The organism is Cyanobium sp. NIVA-CYA 375 (assembly GCF_056108345.1).
The window spans coordinates 1-14,499 of sequence record NZ_JBSYHW010000023.1 but is presented as its reverse complement, the minus strand read 5'-3'; the positions used below and the strand labels follow the sequence as shown (position 1 = coordinate 14,499).

Here is a 14,499-nt window from a genome sequence, read left to right as displayed (position 1 = left end):
CAACTATCGTTTCACGAATTCGTAACCCGTACCCCATACCAAACCATGGTTGAGATTTCGGCAAAGCTGGTTAAAGAACTGCGCGATAAAACAGGCGCAGGAATGATGGATTGCAAGAAGGCGCTTTCTGAATGTGGCGGTGACACCACCAAAGCAACAGAATGGCTGCGCCAAAAAGGTATTGCCACGGCTGAGAAAAAGGCCGGACGCACCGCCGCTGAAGGTGCCGTGGGCAGCTACATCCATACAGGTGCTCGTGTGGGCGTGCTGGTCGAGGTCAACTGCGAAACCGACTTCGTAGCCCGTGGCGACGTTTTCCAGGAATTGCTGCGCAATGTGGCGATGCAGATCGCGGCCTGTCCTGGTGTGGAATACGTAAGCATTGATCAGATTCCTGCTGAGGTTTCCGAGCGCGAAAAATCCATCGAGATGGGTCGAGATGATCTCGAGGGCAAACCAGCCCAAATGAAGGTCAAGATCGTTGAAGGACGGATTGGCAAACGCCTCAAGGAATTGGCCCTGCTGGACCAGCCCTTCATCAAGGACAGCGCCGTCACAGTGGCGGAGATGGTGAAGCAGGTGGCCGGCAAGGTCGGTGAAAACATCCAGGTGCGCCGCTTCACCCGCTTCACCCTTGGTGAGGGCATCGAGGTGGAGAAGGCTGATTTCGCTGCCGAGGTAGCTGCCATGACCCAGACGGCCTGATCAGCAAGCCAGTGACCCCATTGGAGGCTGCCAAAAGGCAGCTTGAGGATCTGAAATCCCAGCTGGTGGCCTCCAACCCCCAGCTTTATCGCCACTTGGCCCTTTATCTCCAAGTGTTGAGAGATGGCCTGTTGAACAGTGTTCAGCAGGCCTGTTTTTATCTGGCAACCCAGGTAAATCCGGAGCGCTACAGCGAGCTGGATGCCCTCCAGCGTCAAGTGTTTCATCGACGCATCCGCAGCCTGGTGCAACGGGCCAGCAGTTTGCTAACGATCGAACAGGCTGCTCACTTGGCGGCTCAAATCGCGCGCGAAAACCACAAGCAACTCAATCGTCAGCGCAGCAGGTTGCTTGAGGCCCTAGGCGGAGACGAAGTCGAATCAGATGGTGGAGAGCCGCAGGAAGAAAGCCCAGCGCGGGGATCTATCCACCTGGGCATGGCCTTGCCGATAGGAGCAGACTTCCTCAGCAACTCCAGCTTCGCCCTACGGCCCGCGGTTGAGCCCTCCGAGCCCGATAGCAACAACCCATTGAGCGCAATCACAGTGGATGACGAAGAGGGCGAAGCAGACGGCCAAGGGGACAGGGAGTCGACAATGCGGGCCATGGCGGAAGCCTTCAGCGACTGGTTGGGTCAATCCTTCAACCACCCCCCGAGTCCTTGGGATGGGGGCCGGTTGCCAACGGAACCTGGGCTGCTGCTGGCCTGGATAGGTGGATTCGAGCAGGCCCTAAGCCGCCGTCTACGCAATCTCTCCCACGCTCTCAACGTTGACCTGCTGCGTCTGGGACTAACAACAACCCTGCTGCCCGTGAGCTTGCTGGATGCAGCCCTGACAGGGCAATTGGAAAGCCTGGAAGCCCCAGCCAACCTGCTGCGCTTACCCCTGCCCTTCGGGCCAGAGCCGGCGGCCGGTCGGCTCGAATCCATGGCAGTGCTGTTAAGGCCTGCCGACCTTGAGCAAGACCTGCCCAAATTGCGCACCTGCCGTACCCGGATTCAGCAGCACCGCCATGAGGTGCGCAGAATGGCTCAGCACTATCGCCGTATCAAGCGGCGGGTTCAGGCGCTTGAGGCGGAACAGCTGTGGCTGCAGGACATCAACCCAGCCCAGCCCCTAGCGAGCCCCCAGGACTAGAAGCCTGGCTGCGGGCTCTGCAGCAGGCCCTGCAGGTGGAGGCCGATCGGGGATTCATCGATCTAAAGGGCCGCCAAACCTGCTTCAGCAGCTTTGTAGCTCAGCAGTTGCAGCAGCGGCCTCCCAACCTGCCGGCTGAAGCGCTCCAACTGCTACTGGATCTTTCAGTTGGGTTCCAGACCTACGGCGAGCTGCCCTTGGCCCGGCGCCAGACCTTGGTACGGGTGTGCAGGGAAAGGCTGCACGCCCTGCGTAAGGCCCAACAGCCGGTGCTGGCTGTAGCGCCACCGCGGTTGCGGCTGGCGACGAGCTCCCCGGCGGCGGCGGCTGCCGGCAAGGCTGCTAGCCGGGACAGCTTCAACGCTGAAACGCCCCTCTCAGAGGTTCGTGGGGTCGGCCCTAAGACCGCCGCCCGCCTGGCCCAGCTCGGCCTGCTGCTGGTGCGCGATTTAGTGCATTACTACCCGCGTGACTATCTCGACTACGCAAATCTGGTGCGGATAAGCGGGCTCGAACCCGGCCGCACCGCCACAATTGTGGCATCGGTGCGCCGCAGTCATGCTTTTGCCAGTCCTCGCAATCCCAACCTCTCGATCCTTGAACTTCATTTGGTCGATTGCACCGGGAGGATCCGAGTAAGTCGGTTCTTCGCTGGACAGCGTTTTTCCAGTCCAGGCTGGCTGAAATCCCAGCAACGGCTGTTTCCGATTGGGGCCACGGTGGCGGTGAGTGGCCTGGTCAAGGAAACCCCTTACGGCCCAGCATTTCAGGACCCGCTGATGGAGGTCCTGGAGTCGCCCCAAGCTCAGGTGCGCTCCGAAACGATTGGTCGGCTGCTGCCTGTCTATGGCCTGACTGAAGGACTGGGGGCAGACAGGCTGCGTCAGGTGGTGGAAGCGGTGATTCCCCTGGTGCGCCACTGGCCCGATCCCCTGCCTGAGGCCCTGCGCCGCAGCCAAAAGCTGATGGGCCGCTCTGAAGCGCTCACCGAAATCCACGGGCCCAGCAGCCAGGAGCAGCTGCAGGCCAGCCGTCGCCGCCTGGTGTTTGATGAGTTTTTGCTGCTGCAGTTGGGCCTAGCCCAACGGCGCCGCCAACTAAGCCAGAGGCCTGCTCCACCCCTGGCCTTGCCACCGGGTAGTGAAGGCCTGGTGCAGAGCTTTCTGGCGATCCTGCCCTTTGGTCTCACCGGCGCCCAGCAGCGGGTGCTCGCTGAGATCCGCGCCGACCTGGCCCGCCCCCAGCCCATGGCCCGCTTAGTGCAGGGGGATGTGGGCAGTGGCAAAACCGTAGTTGCCTTGGCCTCCCTACTCACCGCGATCGAGGCCAGCTGCCAGGGGGCCCTGATGGCTCCCACCGAGGTGCTAGCTGAACAGCACTACCGCAAGCTGGCGGAGTGGCTGCCCCAGCTGCACGTCACCTCTGCCTTGCTCACCGGCTCCACCCCCGCCCCACGAAGGCGACAACTGCTCCAAGATCTCGCCAACGGCCAGTTGCAACTGCTGGTGGGCACCCACGCCCTGCTGGAGGACCCGGTTCAGTTCGATCGGCTCGGCCTAGTGGTGGTCGATGAGCAGCATCGCTTCGGTGTACGCCAGCGCAATCGCTTGCTGGCCAAGGGGCTTCAGCCTCACCTGCTGACGATGACGGCCACGCCCATTCCTCGCACCCTTGCCCTGTCACTCCACGGCGACCTGGATGTGAGCCAGATCGACGAACTGCCCCCGGGACGCCAACCGATCCGCACCTCCCTGATCAAGGGCAGCCAGCGCCAGCAGGCCTATGCGTTGATCCGCGAGCAGGTGGCCTTGGGTCAACGGGCCTATGTGGTGTTGCCGCTAGTAGAGGAGTCGGAGAAGCTCGAGCTGCGCTCGGCGGTGGAGGTGCACAGACAGCTAAGTGAGGAGGAGTTTCCGGATCTACCGGTGGGGCTATTGCATGGCCGGCTTAGCAGCGCCGACAAGCAAGCCGCCATCGGCGCCTTCGCCAGCGGTGCAACCCAGGTGCTGGTAAGCACAACCGTCGTGGAGGTGGGCGTGGATGTGCCGGAGGCCAGCGTGATGGTGATCGAGCACGCCGAGCGCTTCGGCTTAGCCCAACTGCACCAGCTGCGGGGGCGAGTTGGGAGAGGAGCTGCAGCCTCCCACTGCCTGTTGATCAATGACAGCAGCAATGTGCTGGCCCGCCAGCGGCTGGAGGTGCTGGTGCGCTCCAGCGATGGCTTTGAAATCGCCGAAATGGATCTGCGCCTAAGGGGCCCGGGCCAGGTGCTGGGAACTCGTCAGAGCGGCCTGCCGGATCTGGCCTTGGCCAGCCTCACCGAAGATGGGGCTGTGCTCGAGGAGGCACGAGAGATAGCCCGGCAAATCACCGCTGCAGATCCGGAATTGCAGCAGCATCAGGGGTTAGCCGAGGCCCTGGCCGAGCAACGCCGCCGCCAGATGGATCAAGTTGCCCGCCTTAACTGACCTGAGCGATTGTGGTCTGGTGAGAGCAGGTCAGCTGCCGGGTTAGGCGGAAAGGTAGTCGGACACATGCCCCGATAGATCGCGCATCGAGGCAACAGCCCGCCGTTCAAGCCCTCGGGCCGAATCGCGGCTAATGCCAAGCTCGCGGGCCACCGCCGAAAGGCTCAAGGCAGCCTGCTGGTCGATGCCATAACGCATCCTGAGCAGTTGGGCTTCCTGTTCAGGCAGCTGATCCAACAACTTACGAATGTTGCTTTTGAGGCAATTCTCGAGGGCTAATTGTTCGGGTTGAATCCCGTCACAGGCCACCTTATCGAGCAGATTGATGGGTTCCCCATCGGCTGTTGTGTGATCGAAGCTGAGCGGTTGTACAGCGCGAAACATCAGCTCTTGTACGTCGAGTTCAGAAAGGCCTGAGGCCGATGCCAGCTCATGCAGCCTGGGCGGACGGCCATGAATCTGGGTCAGCTCCCGCTGACAACGCTTGAGTTTGCTAAGTGCAGCGTTAATGGGGGCTGGCAGGCGGATCGTGCGGCTCTTGTTTTTGATTGCCTGGGTGATGCCCTCGCGAATCCACCAGTAGGCGTAGGTAGAAAACTTATATCCACGACTGGGATCAAATTTTTCAACGCCTCGCACAAGGCCAATCGTGCCTTCCTGAATAAGGTCTGCTAGCTCAAAGCTGCTATTTGTATAATTTTTAGCGATCGATACCACCAAGCGCAGATTCGCCGAAACCATTCTTTCCTTGGCCTGCTTGCCATCGCGGATCCGGCACTGAAGCTCATCAAGCTCGAGGCAGGCCGCAATTGCCAGCTGCTGCTCATTAGGGGCAATCCCACCGGCCCTCAAAGTGAGCTCCTCACGAACCTCCTCGAGACCGACCAGTTGTTGAACCTGGCGCCCAAGGGTTATCTCCTGATCGGCGCTCAGCAGCGGCACCCTGCTGATATCGCGCATGTAGGAGCGCAACAAATCCCGGCCATGGCTGCCATCTAACGGGTGATCGCCGCTCAAAACAAAGCGAGTGGGCATGAGCGGGGTCTAAGTAAACGTCAGAGTTTCGAAACCTTAAGGGCTGGATGCCGTGACCTGCCGGTCGGCTCTGCCGCTGCGATCCGGTTTGAATGGCAAAGCCTGTCTGTAGCTCCCTTGCGCCCCTGGAACTCCATTCCGATTGCTGAGGTTGATGAGCCGCTGCAGGAAATTCCAACGGCCTTGCTGCGGCTCGAACCCCATCCCTACGCGGCACTGGGAGCGCCCTATGGGCCTGCTGCATCGCCATTTCGGTTGCGGCAGGGGGTGGTCTCCCGCCTGCTGCAAGCCCAGCAAGCGCTGCAGAAGCAGCAGCCTGGCTGGAGCTTGGCGATTTTTGATGCCTGGAGGCCGGTGGCCGTGCAGCGCTTCATGGTGCGCCATGCCCTTGTGGTCGAATGTGAACGAATCGGCATAGACCCCGACTTCCCCTCCGCAGAGCGAGATCAGGCGGAAGCCGCCGTGGACCGCTTCTGGGCCCCTCCCAGCGACAATGCCGCCACTCCGCCTCCCCACAGCACAGGAGCTGCCGTGGATCTCACCTTGGCTGATGCTGCCGGCCATGCATTGGCGATGGGGGGAGAGATCGACGAAGTAGGAAGGATTTCCGAACCCTTATTTCATCAAGCCGCGTCATTGGCTGATTCGAGCAGCCCAGCAGCTACCTGGCACCAGCGCCGCCAGTTGCTGGCAAGAGTGATGGCTGGTGCAGGGTTTGAGCAGCATCCCAACGAGTGGTGGCACTTCAGTTGGGGTGATCAGCTGTGGGCCTGGCGTAGCGGCGCAAAGGAGGCCTGCTACGGGCGAATAGGTGATTCGGCAAATTCCCGGCTGAGCTGAGCAGCCTGTTCTGGGCTCAGTAACTGGCGATTAACACAGCGGCTGAGGGTCTTTGCGGTCATTTCCAGTTGGATCTAGCGAAGGTGGGCTAGCACGGCCTCACCTTGGTCGACGAAGGGCTGCAACTGCTGACGAAAAACAGCTCGAATCCATTCCGGGTCACAGGTACTCAGGTCGGGGTCGAACAACGTTGGGCGTGATGGAGGGGTGGTGGGCTGCTGCCGGCCTTGGCCCCAGACAGGAGCCAACCCCAAGGCTGCCTGCAAGCTCAGGGCGCCGAGTAAGCCCAATTGAGCCCAGATCACCCTGCCCCCTCTGCCAGCCATTGCTGCACGGTTTCGCGGCCACTCTTGACCACAAAATCGCCAAAGCTGCGGCGGCCGCCGGCGCTCTGCCAGGCCTTCAGCAAGGGTTCAAGGGTGGTTTCTAGATCCTGCAGCGGCATCTTCTCTAGGTAGGGCTCCGCTAATCGGCTGAGGTTGGGGGTGCCCCCCAGCCACAACTGGTATTGATCGACACCACTACCCACAAGGCCAAGCTCCGCCATGTACGGGCGGGCGCAGCCGTTCGGGCAACCGGTGATACGCACCAGCACCGATCGGGAAATCTCAAGGCGCTGCAGCTGGGCTTCGAGCCGCTCGAGCACGCTTGGCAAGATGCGCTCCGCCTCGGTAACGGCGAGACCACATAGGGGCAGGGCCGGACAGGCCAGAGCGTGGCGCTGCAGTGGGGCAGGTGCTTCCGGTGCATTGATACCAAGCCCAGCCAGGGCAGCGCGGATGCTGGAGCGCTGGGCGGTGCCGATGTTGCAGAGCAGCAGATCCTGGTTGGGGGTGAGTCGCACCTCAAGCTTGTAGGTGTCGACCAGTCGACGTAAACCACTCTTGAGCTCACCGGATAGGCGTCCGCACAGCACTGGTAGGCCCACAAACCAGAGGCCCCGGCTCTGACGATGCCAGCCGAGGTAATCCTCGAGCTTGGTTTTTGGCTCTAGCCGCATCCCTTTGAGCGGGTGGGCGAAGTAGCGCTCCTGCAGCTCCTGACGGAACCAATCGACGCCCCGGTCGTGGATCAAATACTTCATGCGGGCATGGCGCCGTTGCTCCCGGTCGCCATGGTCCCGCTGTAGGGCCACGATCGCCTGCAGCAGTTCAAGCACGTGCCCATAGGCCACATAGCCGAGGCGGTCCGCTGTACGTGCAAAGGTCTCCTCCTTGTTGTGGGTGCGGCCCATGCCACCACCTACGTAAACGTTGCAACCAAGAGGGCTTCCCTTGGGATCGCAGAACAGCACAAGGCCAATGTCCTGGGTAAGGAGGTCCACCGAGTTATCGCCAGGAACGGTGACGGCAACCTTGAATTTTCGGGGCAGGTAGGTGCCGCCATAGAGCGGTTCGGCCGCATCACCGCTGAAGACAGCACCCTCCTGCTGCAGCGCCTTGATTTTGGCCACCGCAGGGCTGGGCTTGATCCGGTAGCTGAGCTCACCATCAACCCAGAGGTCAAGGTAGGAACCCTCAGCTGCCTGGGGAGAAAGCAAATCGGCGATATCGTCAGCAAGCTTGCGCGCAGCGGGGTAAGCACCCTTCTCGAAGGGTGCTGCTGGGGCCATCACATTACGATTGATATCGCCACAGGCGGCCAGGGTCGAACCCAGCTCGCGCACGATCGTGCCGATCACCTCTTTGAGATTCTCCTTTCGGACGCCATGCATTTGAAATGCCTGGCGAGTTGTGACCCGCAGGCTGCCGTTACCTAGCCGGTCGGCAAGCTCGTCTATGGCCAGAAAGAGGGGCCCCGGGACCCGCCCACCGGGATTCCGCAACCGCAGCATCATCTGCCAATCCTTCTCCTCGCCCTTGCGCCGGTTTTCGCGGTTGTCCTGCTGGTAGCTGCCGTGAAACTTCAGGATTTGGACAGCACCGTCCGTGAAATTGGCGGAGTCGTTGGCGAGCTCCGTCAGTAATGGCTCTTTCAGGTGGCCGCTGCTGGCCTTGAGCTGTTCAAATTTCGAGGCTGCCGGCTTGACTTCGGGCATCGGGTCTTTGGTACAACGCTCGGCACGTGATCGAAGTTAGCGAACAGCGTTCAATACAGTCGCCTTGTCTTGCCCTGCAGCTGTGTCGACCTTTTTGCTCGAAATCGGCACTGAAGAACTCCCCGCTGATTTTGCAAGGTTGGCCCTTCCCCAGCTGGAGCAGCTGGTGCGACGCGATCTGGACACTCTGAGGCTCAGTTACGACGGTATTTACTGCACAAGCACCCCCCGAAGGTTGGTCGTCAGCGTGGCTGGGCTGCCGCCTCGCCAGCCCGACCTGGAGGAGGAGCGCAAGGGGCCGCCCCAGTCCCAAGCTCTGAAGGATGGCCAACCAACAGCGGCGGCACTTGGATTCGCCAAACGCTGCGGCGTGTCGGCCGAGGCCCTTGAAATTCGCGACACGCCCAAGGGTCCATTTGTGTTTGCCCGGTGTCTAGAAGTGGGACGGCCCACTGCCGAGCTGCTGGCGACCCGGATCCCCCTCTGGATTGAGGCCCTTCAAGGCCGCCGCTTCATGCGCTGGGGGGAGGGAGAGAGTCGCTTTTCAAGGCCTGTGCGGTGGCTTGTGGCCCTGCTCGATAGCGAGCTCGTAGCTGTGACCCTGGCTGGCAGTGATCCTGCCGTGACGGCGGGCAAGGAAAGCAGGGGCCATCGCCTGCACAAGACCGGTGTGGCTGTCGCGAATGCTGCGGACTACGGCGTTGTGCTGGCAGCTGCCGGTGTGGAGGTCGATCGCGATCGCCGCGGGGCGTTGATCCGTAGCGCTGTTGAAGCTTCAGCCACTGCCCACAACGCCGATGCCGATCTGCCTGAGGCGCTCTTCCAGGAATTAATAGACCTGGTCGAATCACCATCGCTGCTGGAAGGCCGATTTGATGACCACTACCTAGGCCTGCCCGCCGAGGTACTCAGCACCGTGATGCGCTCTCACCAGCGCTACGTCCCCCTGTATCGCAAGGGCCACAGCCAGGACCCCCTGGCACTTGATGCCCGCGCCAGCCTGCTGCCCCGCTTTTTATGCATCAGTAATGCCCTACCTGAAGCGGCTGCCAGCGTTACTCGGGGTAACGAACGGGTGCTGAAGGCCCGCCTCGCCGATGCCGAATTCTTTGTGCGGGCCGATCGGAACATCGCCAGCATTGATCGCCGCCAACAGCTGGCTCGGGTCACCTTTGCTGAGGGGCTGGGCTCCCTGCTCGACCGCACCGAGCGGCTCGAATGGTGCACAGATGTCCTGCTGGAGCGGCTCCAACTCCCTGCCAGCTGCAGCAGCCATGCCCGCCGGGCGGCCCATCTCTGCAAGCACGACCTTGTGAGTCAGATGGTGGGTGAGTTCCCCGAGCTGCAGGGGGCGATGGGAGGCAAGTACCTGGTGGCGGAGGGGGAGCCTTGGCAGGTGGGGTTAGCAGTGCAGGAGCACTACCTACCCCGTGGTGCGGGCGATGCTCTGCCCCACTCCGATGCAGGTGCTGTGGTGGCCCTGGCAGAGCGACTGGAGCTGTTGCTGAGCATCTACGCAAAGGGTGAACGCCCCACCGGCTCCTCAGACCCCTACGCCCTGCGCCGGGCTGGCCAAGGCCTGTTGCAGATTTTATGGAACAAGAACTGGCGACTTGATTTGCATGCTCTGTTGCAGCGCTCATGCAACCACTGGGCCGCGTTACTGCCCCACTGCGCCGTTGATGCTGATCAATTGGCCGCTGAGATCGCCGATTTCCTGCGTCAGCGGTTACTAAGCTTGCTTGAGGAAGATGGCATGGATGCCGACCTTGTGGAGGCGGTTGCCGGCGAAACGGTTGCTCTTACGCGAGTGCTGGGAGATCCTGAAGATGCACGTCAACGAATTGCCCTACTGAAAGAGCTGCGCAGCTCGGGCCAGTTGGCAGCGGTGCAGGCAGTAGTCACTCGCGCAGCTCGCCTTGCAAACCAGGCAGATCTGCCGGGCAGCGTGCTCAGCGCAACCGGGGTAGTCGATCCTGGCCTGTTCGAAAAAAGCAGTGAGGCCGGCATGTTGGCTGTCCTCACCAAACTGGAGCCCATCATCACCGGCAGCTCAAACGATCGCTACCGCGATTTAGCAAGCGGTCTTTCGGCTGGTGCACCAGCCTTAGCAGCCTTCTTTGATGGCGAGCAGAGCGTGATGGTGCTGGCAGAGGATGGGGCCGTGCGAAGCAACCGACTCAACCTGCTTGGGGTGCTGCGCAACCAGGCTTCTGTATTGGCGGACTTCAGTTGCATCGCTGGGTAAGACCCACATATGGTGTGGATGTATCAAGTACGCAAATGCCTGCACAAAGTGAGGGTCACTAGTGACCCTTATCCCATCGCCGCAGGCCCCTTCGCCGCTTCAGTCGCCGCGACGAGGAGATTTCCAGCTAGAGCCCTACCGCCAAAGCGACGACCGCATTGCAAGCTGGCAGCTGCTTAATACAATTGTACCGACCGCCCTGCTTTGGGTAGGAGTCGGACCGCTCGCAGCAGCCGAACCAGGCCTGCGCCTGCTGCTTGTACCTGTGCTGCTCCTGCTAGTGCTTTTCTCAGCTCGCTCATTCGCGCTGATGCACGACTGCGGCCATGATTCACTGTTCGACTCCCGCTGGCTAAATCGATCGGTCGGCTTCCTGCTGGGCTGCCTAAATGCAATTCCCCAGCACCCCTGGTCTCGCGGCCACGCTTTCCACCACAAACACAACGGCAACTGGGAGCGCTATCGGGGGCCGTCCGCACTGCTGAACTTAAGGGATTACAGGTCGTTAACACCGCGCCATCGCTGGTTTTATGGTCTAAGTCGCCATCCCCTGATGCTGTTCCCGGGCGGTTGCTACTACCTGCTGATTCGGCCAAGACTGGTGCTGGTGCTCGGAGGGGCTGAATGGCTTGGAGCCATGGCATCCCATTTGGGCCAAAAGGGTCTAACTGGCCTCGCCGACTTGCCAGAGCTGAGCCGCAACTTCCGCTCCAGTCACTGGTACACCTCGGCTGAATGCCTAGACCTTGTCGCCAACAATCTTCTGGTGCTCTCGAGCTGGTGGCTGATGGGAACTTGGCTTGGCCATGGCCTGTTCTGGGCCTGCTACCTGACGGTGATGACACTTTCAGCGACGTTGTTCCTGTGCATCTTCTTTGTTCAGCACAATTTCGAAGGCTCCTACGCCAGTGGCAACCAGGGCTGGAACTACCTCCGCGGGGCCCTAGAAGGGAGCAGCAATTTAGAAATGCCCGCACTACTTAACTGGTTCTGGGCAGATATCTCCTTCCACAGCATTCATCACCTCTGCGAGCGGATTCCGAATTACCGCCTGAGGGAATGTCACGAAGCCAATGCAGCACTACTTGCTAAATGCCCGCGATTGCGCCTCAGAGATTTTCCCAACAGCTTCAAATATGTTCTATGGGATTCTGATGAAAAAAAATTGCTCACATTGGAACAAGCCAATGTGAGCATAGCTTAAGCCTGAAGCATTCACTGCCTTAATTTAACTTTTACCAGCCAGCACCGGTTCGCCCTTGGGCTTGGGTGATTTGGCGCCGACTTTAATACCACCCTTGATGGTGCTTACAGCAAGCATGGCGTTAACTTCTGCCTCACCGCGCACCGCACTGTCCACTGGCTTGTAACCCTGGGGAGCAAGAGCATTACCCCTGAGCACCGAGCCAAGGGTGAGCATGGTGAGCTTCAGCTGCTGCCATGGATTCATCATCACCACCCGCTTGTACAGATAGCTGTCAAAGGTGAGGCGTTGCACATCCTTGTCGTCGCACATCTCTACGAAAGCTTCCCGGGCAGCATCGTTCCGATAAAAGATGTTTTGGAGAATTTCCAACACCTTATAGGTAGCGCCATATTGGCGATCCCACTTCTTGAGGTACTTTTTAAGGTCGGCTTCGGTTGGAATCTTGCTACCACCAGCACTGGATTCAACAATTTGTTCGGCGCACATCCGCCCACTTTTAGCAGCAAAATAAATGCCCTCCCCTGAACTCTTGGTGACGTAGCCAGCGGCATCACCAACGAGAGCCATGCGACCAACCACCCGGCGGGGACGGGGATGCTCCGGAATGGGGTGGGCCTCAACCTTAATAACCTCGCCGTTAACTAGGCGCTTCTTGGCCCGCTCGCGTATGCCTTTCTGCAAGCCCTTGATCAGCCCTTGATTCTTCTGCATGGTCCCGGTACCTACAGCCACGTGGTCGTACTTGGGGAATACCCAGGCATAAAAATCAGGGGACACATCTGTGCCCACATACATCTCCGCCAGATTCTCATAGTACTTCATTTCCTCGGCAGGCAGCCTTATACGCTCCTGGAAGGCAATTGCCACATTGTAATCGCCTGCATCCATCGCCTTGGCAACACGGCTATTGGCGCCATCGGAGCCCACGATTAAATCAAATTCGAGGGTTTTAGTTTCACCTGTAGCCTCTCCAGCGGCGTAATCAGAATAGGTAAGGGTATACGGCCCCTGACGGTTAATCCCTGTATCGATTTTGGTAACCAAGCCATTCACCAGCTGGGCTCCCAACCCGGCAGCGCGGTTGCGCAAGAAGGCATCCAATACCTCTCGGCGGCACATACCAATGTATTCATTCTCGTTTTCGAGGTTGATATCCACCTCGCGGTTGGAGGGAGAAATCATCTTCATGTTGCGTACCTTGCGATCGATGATCGCCTCAGGCAACTCGAATTCCTCCACCATGCAAAGAGGAATAGCTCCCCCGCAGGGCTTGGCGTTGTCCAGCTTGCGCTCAAAGATCCAAGTTTGTATGCCGGCCTTGGCGAGCACTTCAGCTGCACAGGCCCCACTTGGGCCGCCACCCACCACCGCGACTCGCAACATCGAAAAAAACCTCTCCGCCAGGAAGGATGTTGCTGGGAAGCTAACACCGCTGACCGGCTAGGTGGAGCCCAACCCCCCCTCCCCGCCTATGATCTTCACTGCTTGAGTGTTTAGGGCGGTTGATCGGTGCCAGGCAGGGAACCCGGGTGACGCGTCGCAATTCCCGCAGGCCAGGCCAGGCCTCTGCCATCGGTGATATTCCTGTAGCGCGCCGCACCAGCCAGCCAGCTGCCAAAACCAACCGCTGGCTGCTCGGTCTCAGCATCAGCGCTGGCTCCTTGTTGCTTTGCCTAGGGCTGCTTGTCGTGTGGCGCCCCGGGCCGCTGCAGCGCCTGCTGGCCCCGCCACCAATAAAGGGTCTTAATGCCCGCACGGGCCTCGATGGACGACTTCTTGGCCATTTCCCTTACGGCGAGCTGCCCGCCGCCGAGCGGGTGGCGATCGCCCCGGGGCTCAGCCTGCAACGCGATGCCGCAGCTTCCTTTCTGACAATGCAACGAGATGCAGCACTTAGCGGGGTCGAGATTGTGGTGCTGAGCGCCTTCCGCTCCCTCAGCCTTCAAAACGATCTCTTCTTTGGCGTGAAATCGGATCGCAACCAGAGCGCCAGGGAGAGGGCCATGGTGAGCGCTCCGCCAGGGTTTTCCGAGCACAGCACCGGATACGCCATAGACCTCGGTGATGGTCGGGCCCCTGCTGCCAACCTTTCACCCTCCTTCGATCAAACCGGTGCCTACGCCTGGCTACAAGCCAATGCCGCCAGGTACCATTTCATTCTTTCTTTTCCACAGGGCAATCCCCAGGGGGTGAGTTACGAGCCTTGGCATTGGCGTTTTGAGGGCAGCGCAGAGGCTTTGCAGCTTTTTGAGCCGGCCCAACGGCTGGCACGCTGATGGCTAATCCGGAATTACTTGCTCCTGCAGGCAGCTGGGAGGCCCCGAGGGCTGCGGTGGCAAATGGTTCCGACGCTGTTTATTTCAGCATGGAAGTTTTCAACGCCCGTATGCGGGCCGCAAATTTCCGTCAGGAGGAGTTGCCGGAGCTGATGCGATGGCTGCATCGTCGAGGAGTGAAGGGATTGCTCACCATCAATGTGCTCGTATTCAGCGATGAACTGGTTGAGGCGGCAGCCCAGGTAGATGCCCTAACAGTCCAGAACGTCGGTCTGGCTCGGCTGGTGCGCAGCCTGGCGCCCGAGCTGGCTGTGCATGGCTCCACCCAGATGTCGATCACCAGCGCTGCCGGGGTGGCTATGGCCGCAGAGCTTGGCTTTGTCCGGGTTGTGCTTGCCCGTGAACTGACCCTCACCGACTTGGGCCGCTAGGAGTCTGTTGCCGATAGAGCCGCAGCCTGCCCACAGGACACAGCGAATCCCGGCTGATCTGAACGAAAGCAGCTCCGTTCTTCTGCCTGATGGGCCCAATCGGTGGAGTTCT

10 protein-coding genes and 1 pseudogene are annotated in these 14,499 nt (G+C 60.2%); 8 read left to right on the top strand and 3 right to left on the bottom strand.

Annotated elements, in window-relative coordinates; all coding sequences use genetic code 11:
- Positions 1–45: 45 nt before the first annotated feature.
- From tsf to recG, 3 genes are read left to right on the top strand one after another with little or no spacing between them, the layout of a single operon-like run.
- A complete protein-coding gene (tsf, locus tag AC01FP_RS07925; RefSeq protein ID WP_474479397.1) occupies positions 46–705 on the top strand; it encodes a translation elongation factor Ts in 660 nt (219 codons plus the stop codon).
- Between the two features lie 11 nt (positions 706–716).
- Complete coding sequence (locus AC01FP_RS07920; protein WP_474479360.1) at positions 717–1,844, top strand: hypothetical protein; 1,128 nt, start codon at positions 717–719, stop codon at positions 1,842–1,844.
- On the top strand, positions 1,793–4,312 hold the full coding sequence (gene recG, locus AC01FP_RS07915) for an ATP-dependent DNA helicase RecG (RefSeq protein ID WP_474479359.1): 2,520 nt from the start codon (positions 1,793–1,795) through the stop codon (positions 4,310–4,312). Before AC01FP_RS07920 ends, recG begins: the two co-directional genes overlap by 52 nt.
- A gap of 42 nt (positions 4,313–4,354) precedes the next feature.
- Here the strand turns inward: recG and AC01FP_RS07910 are convergent, their stop codons facing one another.
- Positions 4,355–5,347, bottom strand: coding sequence for a sigma-70 family RNA polymerase sigma factor (locus AC01FP_RS07910; protein WP_474479357.1), 993 nt, complete (start codon positions 5,345–5,347; stop codon positions 4,355–4,357).
- 117 nt (positions 5,348–5,464) lie between these two features.
- Between AC01FP_RS07910 and AC01FP_RS07905 the strand changes: the two genes are divergently transcribed.
- Complete coding sequence (locus tag AC01FP_RS07905; RefSeq protein ID WP_474479356.1) at positions 5,465–6,187, top strand: M15 family metallopeptidase; 723 nt, start codon at positions 5,465–5,467, stop codon at positions 6,185–6,187.
- A gap of 301 nt (positions 6,188–6,488) precedes the next feature.
- Here the strand turns inward: AC01FP_RS07905 and sir are convergent, their stop codons facing one another.
- Entirely contained in the window at positions 6,489–8,225 is a 1,737-nt protein-coding gene (sir, locus tag AC01FP_RS07900; RefSeq protein WP_474479355.1) for a sulfite reductase, ferredoxin dependent, read from the bottom strand.
- An 82-nt stretch (positions 8,226–8,307) separates the two neighbouring features.
- On the opposite strand from sir, the gene glyS reads away from it, so the two are divergent.
- Entirely contained in the window at positions 8,308–10,473 is a 2,166-nt protein-coding gene (gene glyS / locus AC01FP_RS07895; protein WP_474479354.1) for a glycine--tRNA ligase subunit beta, read from the top strand.
- Between the two features lie 61 nt (positions 10,474–10,534).
- Positions 10,535–11,677 carry a fatty acid desaturase gene (locus AC01FP_RS07890; RefSeq protein ID WP_474479353.1) on the top strand — a complete coding sequence of 381 codons (1,143 nt, stop codon included), beginning with the start codon at positions 10,535–10,537 and terminating at the stop codon, positions 11,675–11,677.
- 24 nt (positions 11,678–11,701) lie between these two features.
- Here AC01FP_RS07890 and chlP read toward each other — a convergent pair whose 3' ends face one another.
- The gene (gene chlP / locus AC01FP_RS07885) at positions 11,702–13,063 is read right to left on the bottom strand and encodes a geranylgeranyl reductase (protein WP_474479351.1); all 1,362 of its coding nucleotides are present in this window, start codon (positions 13,061–13,063) and stop codon (positions 11,702–11,704) included.
- A gap of 146 nt (positions 13,064–13,209) precedes the next feature.
- On the opposite strand from chlP, the gene AC01FP_RS07880 reads away from it, so the two are divergent.
- Together AC01FP_RS07880 and AC01FP_RS07875 are read left to right on the top strand one after the other, a co-directional pair.
- A complete protein-coding gene (locus tag AC01FP_RS07880; RefSeq protein ID WP_474479350.1) occupies positions 13,210–13,956 on the top strand; it encodes a M15 family metallopeptidase in 747 nt (248 codons plus the stop codon).
- Positions 13,956–14,384 (top strand): annotated as a pseudogene (locus tag AC01FP_RS07875) (peptidase U32 family protein); the annotation flags it as partial. The gene AC01FP_RS07880 and the pseudogene AC01FP_RS07875, both read left to right, overlap by 1 nt.
- Positions 14,385–14,499: the final 115 nt, after the last annotated feature.